The following is an 18,860-nucleotide window of genomic DNA, read 5'->3' as shown; positions in this document are numbered from 1 at the left end:
GGAGCACCATAAAGTTACGTTTCATTCTTTGCACTCTCTTCATTGCTGAGGAACAGCAGGGTAAGGCCGGTGACAATAAGCGCTCTTATGGTCACGCTATTCAATCAGTTAACCATTTTGTGATCTCGCGCACCTCAAGTTCCTCTGTAACACGCCGTTAACCTCGATCAGGCAACTCGCCACACCAGGGTAAGGGCACACCGATGTTAAAAACCACACAATCCCGTTTTACCGCGACCTTAGTCGCATTCTTCGTTGTTCTTATGCTGGTCACCGTCCTGGTGATTAACCAGTTCATCGCGCCGCAGCTTAGCCAGAACGAAAGCCGGCTGGTGCGCTATGAGGTGGATGGTCTCGCCGGACGTATCGTCGAGCAGATGAACCGCGTGCAGGCGCAGCAGCGTGCCATTACCGAAGCGGCGGGCGTGATGGACAGCGCCGCCATTGATACGCTGCTGCCGGCGCTGGTTAACCAGTATCAGGACAGCAACGTGTTCGGCGGCGGTATCTGGCCGTTACCCAACCGGCGCGATCCGGCGAAAGAGAAAGACAGCTCGTTCTTTGCGCGTAACGCCAGCAACCAGCTGCAGGTCAACACCTACTGGAACTCCGATGCTGCCGACAAATACTGGGAGCAGCCGTGGTACAAAGATGGCATGGCCGCAGAAAAAGGCCAGTGCGCGTGGGCGAAGGCTTATCAGGATGCCGCCAGCCCGCAGCCGCGCACCAACTGCGCCATGGCGATTTACCGTAACGGCACTGTGTGGGGCGTCTCAACCATTGACGTCACGCTCGGTTTTTTCAATCAGCTGGCGCAGCAGATGGGTGAGGCGATTCATGGCCGCGTACTGATTGTCGAAGCGGACGGCAAAGTGGTCGGCAATGCCGCGCTGCTGGAGGGTACGCCGAAGCTGGAAAATCTGGCTGACACCCAGCTGCCAATGGCGGCGGCGCTGAAAGGGTTGCTGGCACAGGCCGGTTCTCAGCCGTCGCAAACCACCTTCAGCGGAGAAGATGGTGAGCACACGCTGTTCCTGCAGGCCATTCCCGGCAGCCCATGGTATCTGGCCAGCGACGTGCCGTCCGCGCTGCTGGATGCGCAGACGCACAGCATGCTGACCCGTCTCGGCCTGGTCCAGATCCCGCTGGCGATTCTGCTGCTGCTGGTGCTGCTTGGCTTTGTCCGCGCGATGATGAAACGCCTGAATCTGCTGCATCAAAACATCGAAGCGCTGTCGACCGGTGGTGCGGATCTGACGCAGCGTCTGCCGGCCAGCAATAGCCCGGAATTCAACGCTGTGGCGCAAAGCTTTAACCAGTTCATCGCCCATTTGCAGGGGCTGATGCGCCAGGTGGGCGACAGCGCACTGGCGATTACTGCGGCTTCACGTGAAATCGCCAGCGGCAACGCCGATCTCTCGGCGCGGACGGAATCGCAGGCGAGTTCCATTGTGCAAACCGCCGCGTCAATGGAAGAGCTGACCGGCACGGTGCGTCAGAACGCCGACAACGCCACGCACGCCAACCAGCTGGCAGATGGCGCATCCCAGGTCGCGGCGCGCGGCAGTGAAGTGGTGCGTCAGGTGGTCAGCACCATGGGTGAAATCCATCACTCCTCGCGTAAGGTGGTGGATATCATCAGCGTCATCGACAGCATCGCCTTCCAGACCAACATTCTGGCGCTCAACGCGGCGGTAGAAGCGGCACGCGCCGGTGAACAGGGCCGCGGGTTTGCCGTGGTGGCTTCGGAGGTACGCAATCTGGCGCAGCGTTCCGCTAACTCCGCGCGCGAAATCAAGAAGCTGATTGAAGAGTCGGTAGCTAATATCGACACCGGCAGCCAGCTGGTGGAGCAGGCCGGACAAACCATGGATGAGCTGATGCAGGGCGTCAGCAGCGTCACAACGCTGATGAGCGAAATCATGTCCGCCAGCCGCGAGCAGAGCATGGGGATCGAACAGGTGAACGTGGCGATTACCCAGCTCGACGGCAGCACCCAGCAGAACGCGGCGCTGGTGGAGCAGGTCTCGGCAGCGGCGCGCGCCATGGAGGAGCAGAGCGTGCAGCTTGAGCAGGTGGTGCACGGCTTCAAACTGTAATTCATCCCGTCAGAGAGCACAGCGGCGCGTTTTTTGCGCCGCTGTCACGCTTTTTCCTGCCTTATTCTCCAGAATTATCCGCTGGCTGCTAAGCTTACTGCTTATCGCGCCAGCGCACGGAATGTGCGCGATTTTCTCCGCTGCCGCTTCCGCTATTGTGTACAATAGTGGGGATTTTTCCGAAGGAGTTGTCATGCCCGCCATTGAAGTTATCCTCGTTGACCACCTCGATCGTCCCACCGGCAAGATGGAAAAGCTGGAAGTGCATGAGAAAGGATTGCTGCATCGTGCGGTAACGGTTTACGTGTTCAATTCGCGCCATGAACTGTTGCTGCAGCGCCGGGCGCAAAGCAAGTATCACTGCGGCGGTTTGTGGAGCAATACCTGCTGCAGCCATCCTTACCCGCAGGAGCCGACGCGCGATGCGGCTGAGCGCCGCCTGCGTGAAGAGATGGGACTGGATCTGGCGTTAACGCCGGTGTTTGAACTGAGCTATAACCTGCCCCTCAGCAACGGTCTGATCGAACATGAGTACGGTCATGTGTTTTTCGCCATCAGTGACGAAGTGCCGGTGCTCAACCTTGATGAGGCTGACGACTGGTGTTACCGCTCAGTCGAACAGATTCAGCAGGAGATGCGCGAGAATCCGGCAAAATTCACGCCGTGGTTCCTGCACACATTCCCGCGCATCCCCAATACGCTGGGCGATTTCCGCCTCACCGCCTGAGCCAACGCCTCATCGCTGAGGCGTTATCCGCTTACTGAAAATCTTCCGCATCGACATCATAGCCTGACGGTTCCCAGCGAATCGCCAGCAGCGCCAGTAATCCAGCCAGCGGTGCGAGCAGGATCACCCAGAACACGCCGGTGCCGAACGCCGCGACCAGCAGCGGAAACACAAACAGGGATACCGTCGAACTGGCGCGCATCAGCGTCTGGTTAAAGCCGACGCCCACGCCGCGCAGCGAAGCCGGATAGCTCAGCGAGGCAAAGGTCATGGTGTGCGAACCCGGACCAAACCCCTGACCGAACAGGAACAGCGCCAGCATGGCAATCGCCAGGGCCGCTTCCTCGCCGCCGGCCGGGCGACCAATCAGCGCCAGGCCCAGCAGCGCCGCACACTGGCAGGCGTAACCGGCCACCGACATCTTCCACGCGCCCAGCCGTGGCACCAGCCGCACCGCCAGCAGGCCGCCAACAAACGCAAACAGCAGGTTAAGCGCCAGCGAGACCAGAATGGTGGTCAGCATCGACTGCGCGAGGAAGCTGGAGATGATCACCGGCAGGCCAAAGGCCACGGCGTTATAGGCGAACGACGAGGCAATCGAGGTTATCGTTGCCAGCAGCGTACGGCGGCGGTAAACGCCTTGCAGCAGCGCGCCATAGTTGCGCCAGCTGGCTTTACGTACTGGCTGTACGGCAGTGAGCTCGGCATCCTGCGCGACCTCCGCGTTGATGTTATATGACCGCCGCAGGATTGCCGCTGCACCCTGCAGGTTGCCCTGATTTGCCGCCCAGATCGGTGATTCGCTCATGTAACGACTGCGGATGGCGATGATCAACAGCGCCGGTACCGCGCCAAAGCCGAGGATCAGCCGCCACAGCCAGTCAGTATGGCTCTCTGGCAGCACCGCATATAGCAGCAGCACCAGCAGATAGGAGATGCTTATCGCCGCGTACCAGGTGGGACACCACATCGCGACGCTGGCGGCCTTATTGCCCTGACCGCGCAGTCGGGAAAACTCCGCCAGAAACGCCATCGCCACCGGCAGATCGATGCCGACGCCGAGCCCCATTACAAAGCGCGCCGCCGCCAGCACGTACTCGTTCGGCGCAAAGGCACAGGCCAGTGCCGCCACCACGAAAAAGAACATATCGGCCATAAAGACCCGATAGCGGCCAATTTTATCGGTGAGATAGCCACCGATCAGCGCGCCAACAATCGCGCCAAAGGTGATAGCCGACGCCACCATGCCAGTGCCGGCGGGCGTCAGATTGAATTCGCGCGTGACATCTTTAATACCGAAGGCCAGCGCACCGAGATCGTAGGCATCGAGAAAAACCCCGCCCAGCGCAATGGCGATGACGATGCGTGCATTGCTGCGCGAGGCGTTACTGTTATTGACCAGCCGCGTCACGTCGGCCGCGCTGCGAATCCACTGCGTCTCGCCCTGCGGCGTATTCCCTGCCAGCGCCACGTGCGCCGAAGAAGTTAAGTCAGACATGATGTTGTGTGATTTATTGTAAAGAGTGGGGCTATGAGCATAAGCCGCGCCACGGATGTGAAAAATTCTATTTGGTTATAAGTGCAACCAAAGCGTTCTATAAAACCGGCAACGGATAGCAGAAAAAGAACGAATTGCGCCGCTTGACCGCACCCATCCCGTTTCGCCAGGCTACGCTTGATAATCACTGAAAGAAAATAATGCTGAGGAAAGCGCCATGATTAAGCAGGGTTTATTGGGGATGATCGCATTCGCGATGAGTGTCGGGGCCGTGCAGGCAGCGGACCCGGTCAAGGTAGGTTCCAAGATTGATACTGAAGGTTCGCTGCTCGGCAACATCATTCTGCAGGTGCTGAACCAGCATGGGGTAAAAACCGTGAATAAAATCCAGCTAGGTACCACGCAGGTGGTGCGCGGCGCAATTACCGCCGGTGAGCTGGATATCTATCCGGAATATACCGGCAACGGGGCGTTCTTCTTCAATGATGAGAAGGACGCGGCGTGGAAAAACGCGCAGCAGGGCTATGAGAAGGTGAAAAAGCTTGATGCAGAGAAAAATCATCTGGTGTGGCTGACGCCAGCACCGGCCAACAACACCTGGACCATTGCGGTGCGCGGCGATGTCGCGCAGCAGAATAACCTGCAATCCCTCGACGATCTCAGCGCTTACCTGAAAAAAGGCGGCACCTTTAAGCTGGCGGCGTCGGCGGAGTTCATCGAGCGCAGCGATGCGCTGCCGGCGTTTGAGAAAGCCTACAACTTCAAGCTGGGCCAGTCACAGCTGCTGTCGCTGGCTGGCGGGGACACCGCTGTTACCATCAAAGCGGCCGCCCAGCAAACGTCCGGCGTCAATGCGGCGATGGCTTACGGTACCGACGGCCCGGTCGCGGCGCTCGGCCTGCAAACCCTGAGCGACCCGAAGGGCGTACAGCCGATTTACGCGCCCGCGCCGGTGATCCGCGCCAGCGTGCTGCAACAGTACCCGCAGATTGCCGACTGGCTGCAGCCGGTATTCAGCAAGCTGGATGAGAAAACCCTGCAGCAGCTCAACGCGCAAATCGCCGTTGACGGTCAGGACGCCAGCCAGGTGGCGCAGCAGTGGCTGCAGCAGAATAAGTTGCTGTAAGCGGTGCTGTCACGGATAAACCGACCGCGCCAGCAGCCGGTGCTGCTGGTGCTGACGTTGCTGATCACGCTGGCGCTGGGAGCGCTACCGCTGCTGAGCTATGCGGCCAACCGGCTGGTCTCCGGACAGCCGCTGATGCTTTGGCAGGTAACGGCAGGCTGGCTGCTGCTGCTGCCGCTGTTATGGCTATGGCTGGGATTGTGGTGGCCGCCGGGACGCGGTGCGGCGCTGGCGCAGTTGCTGGGCGCGGAGCTACTGTTCGCCCTGCTGATTGGCATCGGCGGCCACGCCGCCAGTGAGCTGGCCCGCAGCGGCAGCCCGCTGGCGCGCACCGCGCTGGGCAGCGGCCTATGGTGTGCGGCAGGATTAGCGCTACTGCTGGCAGCCGAAGCGATTCGCCAGCTTAGCCAGCAGACGCCACTACGTATTCTGCTTAATCTGCAACTGTGGCTGCCGCCGCTGATACTGCTGCTGAGTGGTCAGCTGGACGCGCTGTCGCTGCTAAAAGAGTACAGCAATCGCACCGCTGTCTTTAACGCCGCGTTCAGCCAGCATCTGCTGCTGCTGGGCGGCACGCTGCTGCCCACCTTACTGATTGGTCTACCGCTGGGACTCGCCATCGCGCGTCGCGCCCGCTGGCAACATGCCGCCTTCAGCGTGCTGAATCTGATCCAGACCGTGCCGTCTGTGGCGCTGTTTGGCCTGCTGATTGCACCGCTGGCCGGGCTGGCGGCGCATTTTCCGCAGCTGGCGCGCCTCGGTATCAGCGGGATTGGCGTCGCGCCGGCGCTGATTGCGCTGGTGCTGTATGCACTGCTGCCGCTGGTGCGCAGCGTGGTTGCGGGGCTGCAGCAGGTGCCGCAGGAGGTGCGTGAAACCGCGCGCGGCATGGGCATGAGTAGCTGGCAGCAGTTCTGGCAAGCTGAGCTGCCGCTGGCGCTGCCGGTGTGGCTCTCCGGACTGCGCGTGGTGGTGGTGCAAACCGTCGGGCTGGCGGTAGTCGCCGCACTGATTGGAGCGGGCGGCTTCGGCGCCATTGTGTTTCAGGGACTGCTGAGCAGCGCACTGGATCTGGTGCTGCTGGGTGTGATTCCGGTGGTGGCGCTGGCGGTGATATTCGATGCGCTGCTGCGATTGCTGTCGGCGCTGCTGGAGAGAGGACATGATTGAATTTCATCAGGTGAGCAAAGCGTTCGCCGGTAAAGAGGCGATTCGCAACCTGTCGTTGAAGATTGAGAAGGGCAGTTTTACCGTGCTGATCGGCACGTCCGGCTCGGGTAAATCCACCACGCTGAAGATGATTAACCGGCTGGTTGAGCATGACAGCGGCGAAATCCGTTTTGCCGGTGAGCCGATCGAGCAGATGGATGCGCGCGCGCTGCGGCGGCGCATTGGCTATGCCATTCAGTCCATCGGCCTGTTTCCACACTGGAATGTGGCCAAAAATATCGCCACCGTGCCATCGCTGCTCGGCTGGCCGCGGGAAAAAATTGCCGCACGGGTTGAGGAGCTGCTGGCGCTGCTCAATCTCGACAGTCAGCTGGCGTCGCGCTATCCGCACCAGCTCTCCGGCGGCCAGCAGCAGCGTGTTGGTGTGGCGCGCGCGCTGGCGGCCGACCCGGAACTGCTGCTGATGGATGAACCGTTCGGCGCGCTCGATCCGGTCAACCGGCAGGCGCTGCAGCAGGAGATGCTGCGCATTCAGCAGCTGTCGGGGCGCACTGTGGTGCTGGTGACGCACGATATCGACGAAGCGTTAACTCTCGCCGATCAGCTGGTGCTGATGGACGGCGGAGAGATTGTGCAGCAGGGACGGCCGATTGACCTGCTGACGCAGCCTGCCAGTGATTTCGCGCGCCAGTTCTTTGGCCGCAGCGAGCTGGGCGTGCGTCTGCTGGCGCTGGGGCGGGCCGGCAGTGCGGCACGACGCGGTGAGTGGCTGGAGGCGGAACCGATCGCCGCCGGGCTGACGCTGCGCGAGGCGCTGTCGCAGTTTATTGCGCGCCGCACCGACAAATTACCGGTTGTCGATCAGCATCAGCAGCCGCTGGGCGTGCTGCACTTTAGCGATTTGCTGCGACAGCAGGAGGCGGGCTGATGCGAATGCTGCGCGATCCGCTCTACTGGCTGCTGGGGATATTTCTGCTGTTGCTGTGGGGGTTACCGCACAGTGCGCCGCTGTTTGCGCACTGGTTTCCGCAGCTGGAGCGTCCGCTGTACCAGCAGGAGAGTTTCTGGCAGCTGGCGCTGGCCCATCTGCTGCTGGTGATCAGCGGCAGCGTGCTGGCGATAGTGGTGGGCGTTGGCTGTGCGGTCTTCGCTACCCGTCACGGCGGCAGGGCGTTCCGCCCGCTGCTGGAGACGCTGGCGGCTGCCGGTCAGACCTTTCCGCCGGTGGCGGTGCTGGCGATTGCCGTGCCGGTCATGGGCTTTGGCGCTGCGCCGGCGGTGATGGCGCTGTTTCTATATGGGCTGTTGCCGATTCTGCAGGGCACGCTGGCGGGACTGGACAGCGTTCCGGCCAGCAGCCGTGAGATCGCCGTCGGTCTGGGAATGGGACCGTGGCGGCGTCTGTGGCAGATAGAGCTGGCGCTGGCGGCACCGGTGATTATGGCGGGCGTGCGCACCTCAGTGATGATCAACATCGGCACCGCGACCATCGCCTCAACCGTCGGAGCGGAGAGTCTGGGTTCGCCGGTGATTATCGGTCTGAGCGGCTTCAATACCGCTTATGTGATTCAGGGCGCGCTGCTGGTGGCGCTGCTGGCGCTGATCTGCGACCGGCTGCTGGAGCGGTTGCAGCACGCACTCAGTGGGTATGCAGAATAAGGCTGTAGCCAACCAGCATCATGCCGCCCATGCCGCCAATCGCCATTATGGCAAACAGGGTGCCAATGAGAATTTTATTCCAGTTCATAGGTAAACCTGAGAAAAGTCATGAAGTGCGGCATGATAACGCGCACATGCGGTAAGGCAAAGGCCGCATGTGCGATTTTTCAGGTCGGTTCGTGGACGTGAATCGAGAAGCCCTGAGCCTGCCAGTGTTCGAACTGCTCCAGCTGGCGGCGCGTCGGCTTTTTACCGGTCCAGATAAACAGATGCTGGCCGGGAAACAGCTCCGGACGCGGCATATCCAGCGGTTCCGCCAGCACATCAATGCGCCAGCCCTGCTGCGCTAAGCGCCAGGCTTCCAGCCAGATGCGGGTGCGATCTTCTACGCCCCAGCCAATCATTAAGGCATCTTTGCCGGCTTTTTTACGCGCGCCTGCCAGACAGAACGCGACATAATCAATCAGTGCGCCGTCCAGCAGACTGCACATGGTGCGGGCGGTATTTTGATCCAGCCCGAGACGCTGGCGTACCGGTACAAAAACGTGGTCAATCAGCGCATCGACCGGGTGTTCACGGCCAATGGTGGCGATTTTGGTGCGTAGCTTGGAGGCGCGCACGTGGCGCAGCACGCTCATCAGCTCTTCCTGCAGCGCCGTCCAGCCGTCATGCACGTTGAAGGTCTCTCCTTCAAGCAGGGCTTTGACTTTGCCAACAGGCACACCGCTCTCTATCCAGCGTTTGATCTCTTCGATCCGCTGAACATCTTCATCATCAAATTGTCGATGACCACCCTCAGTGCGCTGCGGCTTTAACAATCCATAACGACGCTGCCAGGCGCGCAGGGTTACCGGGTTAATTCCACAGCGCTCGGCAACATCACCGATACTGTATAAGGCCATGGCATCCTCTAAAATTCTGACCTGCATAACAACACCTTAACCGCCAGAGTGAGCTTGTACAATGATTATTTTATTGTACAACTTGACCCACTGCACGATTTCGGGCTTTATCTCTTATGTGAGAATTATTTCCCGAAAATGAGAGGTTAAAGATGTCTGCTCTAAATACGGAAGATCGGCTTGCGGCACGTCTGGCGGAATTACGCCTGCAGCGCGGCTGGTCGCTGGATGAACTGGCTCTGGCAACCGGCATTAGCCGGGCATCATTGTCGCGCATTGAGCGCGCCGAGACCAGCCCTACCGCCGCTTTGCTTAATCGCTTGTGCGTGGCCTACGGTTTAACCATGTCGCGACTGCTCAGCGAAGTAGAAGAAGAAGCGGCGCTGCTGCTGAAAGCGGAGCAGCAGCCGGTCTGGCAGGATACGCTCAGCGGCTTCCAGCGGCGCAACGTCTCGCCGCCGGCCAGTCAGTTTAAAGCGGAGCTGGTGGAGGGCGTGCTGCGTCCGGGCGCGCGCATTGATTATGATGCGCCGCCGGTACAGGGGCTGGAACAGCACATCTGGCTGCAGTCGGGCGAGCTGACCATCACCATGGAGACGCAGAGCTGGACGCTACAGGCCGGCGATTGCCTGCGCTTCCACCTCAGCGGACGTTCCTCTTTTCAGGCGCATGCCGAAGGCGGCGCGCGCTACATTCTGGTGGTGTGCAAACCATGATTGAAATCGACTCTCTCAGCGCTACCCAGGCGCAGCCGCTGCTGGCGTCATTGTGTGAAGTGCTGCACGGCTGCGTGGCAGACGGTGCCAGCGTCGGCTTCATTGACGCAGACGATCGCGCAGTGATGGCGCGTTTCTGGCAGGACAAAATTTACAGCCTGGCGAGCGGCGATAACCAGCTGCTGGTGGCCTGGCAAGCGGGCGAGATAGTGGCCACGGTGATGCTGGGCTTCAGCAGTATGCCCAACGGCCGCCATCGTGCGGAGATCAGCAAGTTGCTGGTGCATCCGCGTGCGCGTCGTCAGGGCATTGCGCGCCGTCTGATGTTACGTGCCGAACAGCTGGCGCAGCAGCAGGGGAAAACACTGCTGGTGCTGGATACGCGCAGCGGCGATGTTGCCAGCGCGCTCTATCTGTCGCTCGGCTGGCAGGTGGCGGGTTCGATTCCGTACTATGCCGAATCCACGGCCGGCGAGCTGGATGCTACCACGGTGATGTATAAGCGGCTGACGTAAGCGTCCTGGTTGCTGTTACCGGACGCCGCCTCTCCCTTGTCCGCAGGCTGCCTCTCCCTTTCCCGGTGGGAGAGGGCCGGGGTGAGGGCATCAGCGTACACTTTCCCATCCCGTGCCAGCAGAAACCCGGTCGCACGCACCAAATCAGTGCGCCGCCGCCGCATCGCTCAACCCCAGCGCCTGCATAAACAGCCGGATGATCGGATTTATTTTCCGGCCTTTCTTCATCACCAGACAAAATGCGGTTTCGCGCCGCAGCGTGTCATCGCCCAGCTCACACAGTTGTCCGCGGGCAATAAACGGAGCGGCATAATGTTCCGGTAAATACCCAATAAAGTGACCGGTTAAAATCAGCATGGCTACCGATTCCACCTGCACCGCCTGCACACCGCTCTCCTGCACCGGAATCAGGCGGCGTTCATCGCGTGGGGTAACATATAAATGATTAATAATTTTCTGCTGACGTAATACATCCACCGAAATATTTTTATCGCAAGATCCGCAATAGAGAGGATGTGACGCAGCGCAATATAATTTTGCGTATTCTTTATAAAGTTCGAAATAATCGAAATCATTTTTCATTTCATACACGGGCGCAATGCCGCAATGAAAACGCCCTTCGCTTATGCCGCGTTCAATATCATCCAGCTGTGCGGTCTGCAGACGAATCTGCACCTTTGGCGCTTTCTGGTGCAACTGTTGCACCGCACTGGTGACCGGCGAGTGCGGATCGCTAATGGTGTTATCCACCACGCAAATCGCGATGTCGCCCAGCAGCTCGTTGCGACTATTGTGCAGCCGCTCGCGAAACAGGTTGAGCGATACGAACAGCTCCAGCGTGGCCTGATAAACATTGATGCCGTACTGCGTCAGCTCAAAACCTTCACGGCCGCGGCTGCACAGCGTCATGCCCAGCCGAATCTCCAGGTCAGAAACCTGTTTACTGATCGCCGCCAGGCCAATATTTAATTCGTGACTGGCGGCGGTTAATCCGCCGGCTTCCACCACGCATTTAAATACCCGCAGCAATTTTAAGTCGATATTACTCAGCGCCAGAACCGCATTATCGCCGCGATTATTCGCATTGTTTCCAGACTGGGAAACTTTACTTTCCATTTTTGCTATTCAACTCCGGAATAATTGCGGTGAAAGTACAGTGAATCTGAAATACCACCTATTTGCCAGCGTGGCAATAAAATAAGTTTTTATTATCGCTGCCGGCTGAATCCAAACTTTTTCATATTGCTGCGGCTGATTTGTGAGGGAAATAGCATGTCTGAGAATGCCGAACTGTTATGGGGCGCACGTTTTAAAGCGGCTCCGGCAGCCAGTTTAACCGCGCTGTCGCGTAGCCCGGATTATTACTTTGCGCTGGCGCCGTACGACCTCGCCGGTTGCCGCGCCCATGCGCGCGAGCTGGCGCGTGCCGGGCTATTGAGTGCTGACGAGCTGGATACCATGCTGGCGGCGATTGACGCGCTGGACGCCGATTATCGCGCTGGCCAGCTGCAGCCGATTGCCGCCGATGAAGACGTGCATACCTTCATCGAACGCGCGCTGACAGAACGCCTTGGCGCGCTGGGCGGCAAGCTGCGTGCCGGCCGTTCACGCAACGATCAGACCGTCAACGATCTGCGTCTCTACCTGCGGGATAACGGCCGCAAGCTGGTGAGCGCGCTGTTGCAGTTGCAGCAGGCGCTGGTGACGCAGGCCGCGCAACACACCGACAGCGTCGCGCCCGGCTTCACCCATCTGCAGCAAGCGCAGCCGATTGTGTTTGGCCATCAGCTGCTGGCGCATGCCCAATCCTTCGCGCGTGACATCGAGCGTATGCAGGACTGGGATCGCCGCAGCGCGCGCTGTCCGCTGGGCGCGGCGGCGATGGCCGGTTCGGCGATTGCGCGTCAGCCACAGCTGGCCGCTGCCGATCTCGCTTATCTGGCGCCGTGTGAAAACTCGATCGATGCGGTCGCCAGCCGCGACTACGCCGCGGAATTCCTGTTCGTCACCAGCATGATCGGCATCAACCTGTCCCGGCTGTGTGAAGAGGTGTGCCTGTGGGCGTCACGGCAGTTCCGCTGGGTGGAGCTGCACGACAGTTATGCCACCGGCAGTTCGATCATGCCGCAGAAGAAAAATCCGGACATTGCCGAGCTGACGCGCGGCCGCAGCGGCCGGCTGGTCGGTAACCTGATGGCGCTGCTGACCACCATGAAAGCCATGCCGCTCTCTTACAACCGCGATCTCAGCGACGACAAACGTAATGTGATTGATGCGGTCGACACGCTGCTGATGGTGCTGCCTGCCATGGCCGGCATGATGGCGACGCTGAAATTCAATACTGAGGTGATGCGCGAGCAGGCGCCGGATGGCTTTACGCTGGCGACCGAAGTGGCCGACTGGCTGGCAATGCGCGGCGTGCCGTTCCGTGAGGCGCACGAGATTACCGGCCAGCTGGTGCAGCTGTGCGAACGCGAAAACTGCGGCCTGGCCGATCTCAGCGATGCGCAGCTGCACGGCGTCGATGCACGGCTCACGCCCAAGGTGCGTCAGGCGTTAACGCTGGAAGCGGCGCTGGCAGCCCGCAGCGGCTACGGCGGCACCGCGCCGGCACGGGTGCGCGAGCAGCTGGCCCGTCTGCAAACCCTGATGCAGGACCAGCAGCGCTGGGCCGATGATTACGCCGGACCGCGCGCCTGAGGAGAGCCTATGTCACACACCACACCGGTTGAACCGTCGGTCAGCAATGGCCGCGTCCAGCCCCATTACGATCTCGATCGCTATCAGGTGGTGCCGCGCCGCTATTATGGCCGCATCACCGCATCGGCTGTGATCCTCGTGCTGCTGGCGCTGCTGGTCAACGCCTTTGCGCACGGCAACATTGAATGGTCGTTCGTCGGCCAGTTCTTCACCGCGCAGGCGATCCTGAATGGCGTGGTTAACACGCTGATCATGTCGGTGCTGGCGATGGCGCTGGGCATTCTGTTTGGTGTTATTACCGCCATCATGTACATGTCGCCGAATCCGGTGCTGCACTACATTGCGGTGGGCTACGCGTGGATCTTTCGCGGCACGCCGCTGATTTTGCAGCTGCTGCTGTGGTTCAACCTGGCGCTGGTGTTCCCCACCATCAGCATTCCCGGCCTGTTCAGTGTGCAAACCGTCACGGTGATGACGCCGTTTCTCGCCGCGCTGCTCGGCCTGAGCATCAATCAGGGCGCGTACACCTCAGAAGTGGTGCGCGCCGGACTGTTGTCGGTGGATACCGGTCAGTATGAAGCCGCCAAAGCCATCGGCATGCCGCGTCTGCAGGCGCTGCAGCGCATCATTCTGCCGCAGGCGATGCGGGTGATTCTGCCGCCGGTCGGCAATGAGTTCATCAGCATGATCAAAACCACCAGTCTGGCCAGCATGATTCAGTACTCCGAGCTGCTGTACAACGCGCAAACCATCTACTTCGCCAACGCGCGCGTGATGGAGCTGCTGTTTGTAGCGGGTATCTGGTACCTGATTATCGTGACGCTGCTGTCGTTCGGGCAGAGCCAGCTGGAACGCTACTTCTCACGCGGCCATCGTCGTCGCCAGTAACCGGGAGTGAGAGATGAGAAACATCGTGCGCGCCGTCAAGGTGAACAAATATTTCGATCAGTTCCACGCGCTGAAGGACGTCAGCCTGGAAGTGAACTACGGCGAGGTGATGTGCATTCTCGGCCCGTCGGGTTCCGGTAAAAGTACCTTCCTGCGCTGTATCAACCAGCTGGAGAAAGTGGATCAGGGCGGTATCTGGGTCGACAACGAACTGGCGGGCTATCGCATTGCCGGCAACAAGCTGCACCCGCTGAGTGACAAACAGATTGCGCGCCAGCGGCTGCAGACCGGCATGGTATTTCAGCGCTTCAACCTGTTTCCGCACAAGACCGCGCTGGAGAACATCATCGAGGGACCGTGTCGCGTGCTGCTGCGCCCGAAACGCGAGGCCAGCGAAGAGGCGATGGCGCTGCTGGATCGCGTCGGACTGGCGCACAAAGCGCACGACTATCCGCAGTCGCTCTCCGGCGGTCAGCAGCAGCGCGTGGCGATTGCCCGCGCGCTGGCGATGAAACCCAAACTGATGCTGTTTGATGAACCGACCTCGGCGCTCGATCCGGAGATGGTCGGTGAAGTGCTGGCGGTGATGCGCCAGCTGGCAAAAGAAGGCACCACCATGCTGGTGGTGACCCACGAAATGGGCTTTGCGCGTGAGGTCGCCAACCAGGTGGTGTTTATGGATGAGGGACGCATTATTGAGCAGGGCGCACCGGAAGAGATTCTGCTGAACCCGCAAAACCCACGGATGAAAAACTTTATCAACGCGATTCTTCTTTAACGTGACCGGGGTGAATAGATGAAAAAATTGTTATTGAGTTCCATCAGTGCCGCGCTGCTGCTGCAATCCTCTGCCTGGGCGGAGATTGCCGTACCGGCCAGTATCAAAGAGAAAGGGCTGACCGTCGCCATCATGCCGAACTACCCGCCGATGGATTTTAAAGATCCGGCCACCAATCAGCTGAGCGGCGTCGATTATGAGCTGGGCCAGGCAATTGGCGAGAAGCTCGGCGTGAAGGTTAACTGGCAGGAGATCGCGTTTGAACAGATGGTCAACGCGGTGATGACCAAACGCGTCGATCTGGTGATGTCCGGCATGACCGACACCAAAGAGCGGCAGAAGGTAGTTAACTTTATCGACTACTTCAAAACCGGTCCGCAGTTCTACACCCTGGCGGCGCGCAGCGACATCAACAGCGCCACCGATCTGTGCGGCAAAAAAGTAGGCACCAGCCGCCGCACCACCTTCCCGCAGGAGATTGCTACCTGGTCAAAAGCGCACTGCGAAGCGGCCGGTAAACCCGCGATTATCGTGGTGGGCGCGGAAGGCACCGCCGATGCGCGCACGCAGCTGCGTCAGCGTCGTCTGGATGGCGCGGTACAGGGCAGCGAAACCCTGCCGTACATCATGAACCTGGAAAAAGGCACCTTTAAGCCGCTGGATAAAGCCTTCTCCTTCCAGTACACCGGCATGGCGCTGGGTAAAGATGCCGGTGAGCTGACCACGGCGATTCAGGCCGCCATCAATGCCATGATTGCCGATGGCAGCTACCAGAAAATCCTCAGTAAATGGGGCCTGAGCGACAACGGCATTGCCGAAGCCACGGTGAATCAGGGCTAAGGGGCGGGCGTATGCAACAACCGGGCGCAGTGCGCTGGCCGCAGGGCAAGCGTGGCTGTATGGCGCTGGCGTTTGATCTTGATGGTCCCACTGGCGATGCCATGCTTAATGGCAGCCTGTGGTCAACACCAGAGTATTTCACCTTTGGCGCCTACGGGCCGTTTCGCGCGCTCGGTCGGCTGCTGGATCTGCTGCGCGCCTTCCAACTGCCGGCCACGTTTTTTGTCCCGGCGTGGGTGGTGGAGCAGTGGCCGCGGCAGTGCCAGGCGATTATCGAACAGGGCCACGAAGTGGCCTATCACGGTTATCGCCACGAATCGTTCTGGGCGATTACGCCAGATGAACAGCGCGCCGTGATGGCGCGCTCTGCCGCCATCTTTCAGCAACATCTTGGTATCCGCGCCTGCGGTTTTCGTACTCCTTCCGGCGACTGGCACGCCGAAACGCCGCAGATTCTGCGGGAAGCCGGGGTGATTTACTCCAGCAGCATGCGTGGTGACGATCGGCCGTACAGCATTGCCGTCGCCGGGCATACGCCGCTGGTGGAGATTCCCGGCAAATGGGAGATGGATGATTACGCCTCGCTGGCCTACACGCGCCAGCCGGATTTTCCACAGGGCGGCGACCGCATCGCCAGCTATGCGCACACCGGTGACAACTGGCAGCGCGAATTTGACGGCGCGATGGCCGAAGGACTGTGCCTGACCACGCTGTTCCACCCGAAAATTTCCGGGCAGCCCGGCCGTTTGCTGTTGCTGGAGCAGCTGTTTGCCCACATGACGGCGCGCGACGATGTGTGGTTTGCGCGCTGTGATGCGGTGGCCGCGTGGTATTTGCAGGAGCAGCAACATGACTGAACATTCACGCTGGCCGTCGGGCAAACAATCGGCGGCCATCATTACCATCGACTATCACGATATTCACGGCATCCTGACGCAGGCCCCTGCGGTCGCCGGGCGCGATAAAACCCTGTCGGTGTGGCGCTATGGCACGCTGCGCGGCGTTGATCGTCTGCTGGATCTGCTGGCGGAAAAACAGCTGCTGGCCAGCTGGTGCTTACCGGCCATCGTCGCCGAAGAGCAGCCGCAGGTGCTGCAGCGTATTGTCGCCGCCGGCCATGAGATCGCCTGTAGCGGTGAGCGACACGAAGACTTCTCGGCGCTGACGCTGGCGCAGCAGATTGCCAGCGTAACGCGCGGCTGCGAGCAGCTGGCGCAGCTGAGCGGCCAGCCGATTGCAGGGTTTCGCACGCCGGCCGGCCAGTGGAAACCGGGCCTTGCTGCGGCGCTGGCAACGCACGGCATCCGCTGGTCCTCCAGCTGGCGCGGTGATGATTTACCCTATTTTCACCCCGGCACCCGGCTGGTGGAGCTGCCCATGCACTACACGCTGGAGGATGCGCCCTATTTTGCCTTCAACCTCAGCCCGGCGATTCCGCCCGGACAGTCGCGTATCGCGCCCTATGGCGAAACGCTGGCCAACCTGACGCAGGATTTCCACGGTTTTCACCGTTTCGGCCTGTGCTACCTGCTGAGGCTGCACCCGGAAATTATCGGCACCGCCGGACGCATTGGCCTGCTGCGTCAGCTGCTGGAGACGCTGCAGCAGCATGACGTGTGGATCGCTACTGCCGGCCAGGTGGCCGCGCACTGGCAGACGCAGGCGGATAACGATGCCGATCATCCGGCAGAGGTATTTGCCCGGGTCAGCGGAGGTGAACATGAACACCACGCTTGATCGGCTGGCGGATTTCATCGCGACCACCCGCTTTGCCCAGCTGCCGGAACCGCTGGTAGCGCAGGCGAAGCGCCATCTGCTGGATACGCTCGGCGCGGCGCTGGCGGGCTGTGACAGCCCGATCTGGCGCGAATGCCGGGCGCTGGTGGCCGAAGAGGGCGGCAGCGCCGTGGCGCAACTGTGGGGGTGCGCACAGCAAGCTTCCCCGCGCCAGGCGGCGTGGCTCAACGGCGTGGCTGCGCACATGTATGAACTGGACGACACCGGCGGCTGCGATCACTCCGGTGCCGTGGTGTTACCGGCGCTGCTGGCGGCACTGCCGCTGGCGACGCAGCCGGTCGACGGCCGGGAGTTTCTCACCGCGATGGTCGTGGGTTATGACATCGGCCGTCGCGTGCTGGAAGCCTGCGGGGGGTATGCGGCGCACAACGGTGCGGGCTGGCACTCGACTGCCAGCTGTGGCGTTTTTGGCGCGGCTGCCGCCGTCAGTTGTTTGCTGCGGCTGCCGGCCGCGCAGTGTGCCTCGGCGCTGGGCATCGCTGCCAGCTTCAGTGGTGGCCTGTGGGGCTTTATTCATGATGGCTCGCACACCAAAAAGCTGCACGCGGCGCGCGCGGCGGAAGGGGGCGTACAGGCGGCGCTGCTGGCACAACGCGGCATCAGCGGACCGGCCGCGGTATTTGAGGCACGCTGGGGCGGCTTTCTGCAAACGCTGGCCGGTGAAACGCAACAGCCCGCCGCGCTCACGGACCAACTGGGCGAGGTGTGGAAACTGGCGCGCTGTTCCATCAAGCCGTACGCCGCCTGTCGCGGTACGCATGCGGCGATCGATGCGCTGGGTCTGCTGCTTAAGCAGCATGCGGTGGCGACCGGGGATATTGCACGCATTGTGGTTGGGCTCAATCCGTTCCTGCTGGAGATGTGCGGCACGCGTGAGCTCACCAGCCTCGCCGCCGCGCAAATGAGCCTGCCGTATGCGCTGACGGCGCGAGCGCTGTTCGGCTCTGCGGAGCTGGCGAGTTATGACGACAGCCGTCGCCTGAGTGCGGAAGCTGCCGCGCTGATGGCGCGTATTGAGCTGGAGATTGACCACCAGCAGGGGCGCGATGATGAGCCGTGGGTCCGGCTGGAAACGGTGCAGGGCCAGCAGTGGCAGCAGCACGTCGCGGTGCCGTCCGGATCGCCGGCGAATCCGCTGAGCGACGCGGCGCTGCACGCCAAATACCGCAGCCTCGCCGCGCGCGTCTTGCCGGCGGCACAGGTGCAGCAGCTGGAAACGCTGTGCCTGACGCTGGATAACGTGGCGGATGTGCGGCAAGTCGCGGCGTTGCTGGCGACCCGGTAACAGTGGGGCGCCAGCCATGGCGTAATGCAGCTCGGTCAGGCCAGCGCGACCTGATGATGACGGTGCGCATAAATGCGCACCCTACAAAAACGCGCGCTGGCCCGTAGGGTCGCCGTTTACGGTGACCTGGGATTTCCCGTTTACGGTGACCTGGGATTTA

18 protein-coding genes are annotated in these 18,860 nt (G+C 60.9%); 15 read left to right on the top strand and 3 right to left on the bottom strand.

The genetic code is table 11. The annotated features are described in order from the left end of the window. The first annotated feature begins 203 nt into the window (after positions 1–203). Both QMM04_RS03855 and idi read left to right on the top strand, forming a co-directional pair. Positions 204–2,099 carry a methyl-accepting chemotaxis protein gene (locus tag QMM04_RS03855; protein WP_058769488.1) on the top strand — a complete coding sequence of 632 codons (1,896 nt, stop codon included), beginning with the start codon at positions 204–206 and terminating at the stop codon, positions 2,097–2,099. Between the two features lie 193 nt (positions 2,100–2,292). Beyond that, positions 2,293–2,826 (top strand): isopentenyl-diphosphate Delta-isomerase, encoded by a 534-nt coding sequence (gene idi / locus QMM04_RS03850; RefSeq protein WP_152391206.1) that lies wholly within the window; start codon positions 2,293–2,295, stop codon positions 2,824–2,826. Between the two features lie 31 nt (positions 2,827–2,857). On the opposite strand, the gene QMM04_RS03845 is transcribed toward idi, so the two are convergent. Next, entirely contained in the window at positions 2,858–4,324 is a 1,467-nt protein-coding gene (locus tag QMM04_RS03845) for an MFS transporter (protein WP_104092730.1), read from the bottom strand. 217 nt (positions 4,325–4,541) lie between these two features. Between QMM04_RS03845 and QMM04_RS03840 the strand changes: the two genes are divergently transcribed. Genes QMM04_RS03840 through QMM04_RS03825 form a run of 4 tightly spaced genes read left to right on the top strand, consistent with a single transcriptional unit; the run spans position 4,542 to position 8,279 of the window. Then, positions 4,542–5,450 carry an ABC transporter substrate-binding protein gene (locus QMM04_RS03840; protein ID WP_058780854.1) on the top strand — a complete coding sequence of 303 codons (909 nt, stop codon included), beginning with the start codon at positions 4,542–4,544 and terminating at the stop codon, positions 5,448–5,450. Positions 5,451–5,453: 3 nt separating this feature from the next. Continuing rightward, on the top strand, positions 5,454–6,620 hold the full coding sequence (locus tag QMM04_RS03835; protein ID WP_282995668.1) for an ABC transporter permease: 1,167 nt from the start codon (positions 5,454–5,456) through the stop codon (positions 6,618–6,620). Next, complete coding sequence (locus QMM04_RS03830; protein WP_021508457.1) at positions 6,613–7,548, top strand: ABC transporter ATP-binding protein; 936 nt, start codon at positions 6,613–6,615, stop codon at positions 7,546–7,548. The genes QMM04_RS03835 and QMM04_RS03830 overlap by 8 nt, the downstream gene beginning before the upstream one ends. Further along, on the top strand, positions 7,548–8,279 hold the full coding sequence (locus tag QMM04_RS03825) for an ABC transporter permease (protein WP_125308403.1): 732 nt from the start codon (positions 7,548–7,550) through the stop codon (positions 8,277–8,279). Before QMM04_RS03830 ends, QMM04_RS03825 begins: the two co-directional genes overlap by 1 nt. Before the next feature lie 167 nt (positions 8,280–8,446). Here QMM04_RS03825 and QMM04_RS03820 read toward each other — a convergent pair whose 3' ends face one another. Further along, a complete protein-coding gene (locus tag QMM04_RS03820) occupies positions 8,447–9,181 on the bottom strand; it encodes a MerR family transcriptional regulator (protein ID WP_031279872.1) in 735 nt (244 codons plus the stop codon). A 152-nt stretch (positions 9,182–9,333) separates the two neighbouring features. Between QMM04_RS03820 and QMM04_RS03815 the strand changes: the two genes are divergently transcribed. Beyond that, positions 9,334–9,897, top strand: coding sequence for an XRE family transcriptional regulator (locus QMM04_RS03815; protein ID WP_058775322.1), 564 nt, complete (start codon positions 9,334–9,336; stop codon positions 9,895–9,897). Further along, positions 9,894–10,412: a GNAT family N-acetyltransferase gene (locus tag QMM04_RS03810; RefSeq protein ID WP_021508452.1), complete on the top strand. Its 519-nt coding sequence runs from the start codon at positions 9,894–9,896 to the stop codon at positions 10,410–10,412. The genes QMM04_RS03815 and QMM04_RS03810 overlap by 4 nt, the downstream gene beginning before the upstream one ends. 144 nt (positions 10,413–10,556) lie before the next feature. On the opposite strand, the gene QMM04_RS03805 is transcribed toward QMM04_RS03810, so the two are convergent. After that, the gene (locus QMM04_RS03805; RefSeq protein WP_282995667.1) at positions 10,557–11,528 is read right to left on the bottom strand and encodes a LysR family transcriptional regulator; all 972 of its coding nucleotides are present in this window, start codon (positions 11,526–11,528) and stop codon (positions 10,557–10,559) included. 156 nt (positions 11,529–11,684) lie between these two features. Here QMM04_RS03805 and argH point away from each other — a divergent pair, with 156 nt between their 5' ends. The 7 genes from argH to QMM04_RS03770 are packed head-to-tail and all read left to right on the top strand — an operon-like array spanning position 11,685 to position 18,700. Continuing rightward, a complete protein-coding gene (gene argH, locus QMM04_RS03800; protein ID WP_282995666.1) occupies positions 11,685–13,112 on the top strand; it encodes an argininosuccinate lyase in 1,428 nt (475 codons plus the stop codon). A gap of 9 nt (positions 13,113–13,121) precedes the next feature. Continuing rightward, positions 13,122–14,000 carry an amino acid ABC transporter permease gene (locus QMM04_RS03795; RefSeq protein WP_282995665.1) on the top strand — a complete coding sequence of 293 codons (879 nt, stop codon included), beginning with the start codon at positions 13,122–13,124 and terminating at the stop codon, positions 13,998–14,000. Positions 14,001–14,013: 13 nt separating this feature from the next. Beyond that, entirely contained in the window at positions 14,014–14,778 is a 765-nt protein-coding gene (locus QMM04_RS03790; RefSeq protein WP_021508448.1) for an amino acid ABC transporter ATP-binding protein, read from the top strand. An 18-nt stretch (positions 14,779–14,796) separates the two neighbouring features. After that, positions 14,797–15,618 carry an ABC transporter substrate-binding protein gene (locus QMM04_RS03785; RefSeq protein ID WP_282995664.1) on the top strand — a complete coding sequence of 274 codons (822 nt, stop codon included), beginning with the start codon at positions 14,797–14,799 and terminating at the stop codon, positions 15,616–15,618. Between the two features lie 11 nt (positions 15,619–15,629). Further along, positions 15,630–16,475, top strand: a complete 846-nt coding sequence (locus tag QMM04_RS03780; protein ID WP_021508446.1) for a polysaccharide deacetylase — start codon at positions 15,630–15,632, stop codon at positions 16,473–16,475. Next, positions 16,468–17,355: a polysaccharide deacetylase gene (locus tag QMM04_RS03775; RefSeq protein ID WP_282995663.1), complete on the top strand. Its 888-nt coding sequence runs from the start codon at positions 16,468–16,470 to the stop codon at positions 17,353–17,355. The genes QMM04_RS03780 and QMM04_RS03775 overlap by 8 nt, the downstream gene beginning before the upstream one ends. Beyond that, positions 17,339–18,700: an MmgE/PrpD family protein gene (locus QMM04_RS03770; protein ID WP_282995662.1), complete on the top strand. Its 1,362-nt coding sequence runs from the start codon at positions 17,339–17,341 to the stop codon at positions 18,698–18,700. Before QMM04_RS03775 ends, QMM04_RS03770 begins: the two co-directional genes overlap by 17 nt. Positions 18,701–18,860: the final 160 nt, after the last annotated feature.

Source organism: Pantoea sp. Pa-EAmG (assembly GCF_030024295.1).
Classification (GTDB): Bacteria; Pseudomonadota; Gammaproteobacteria; order Enterobacterales; family Enterobacteriaceae; genus Pantoea; species Pantoea dispersa.
Note: the sequence above shows the minus strand (reverse complement) of the source record. Positions and strands in the feature narration are given on the sequence as shown.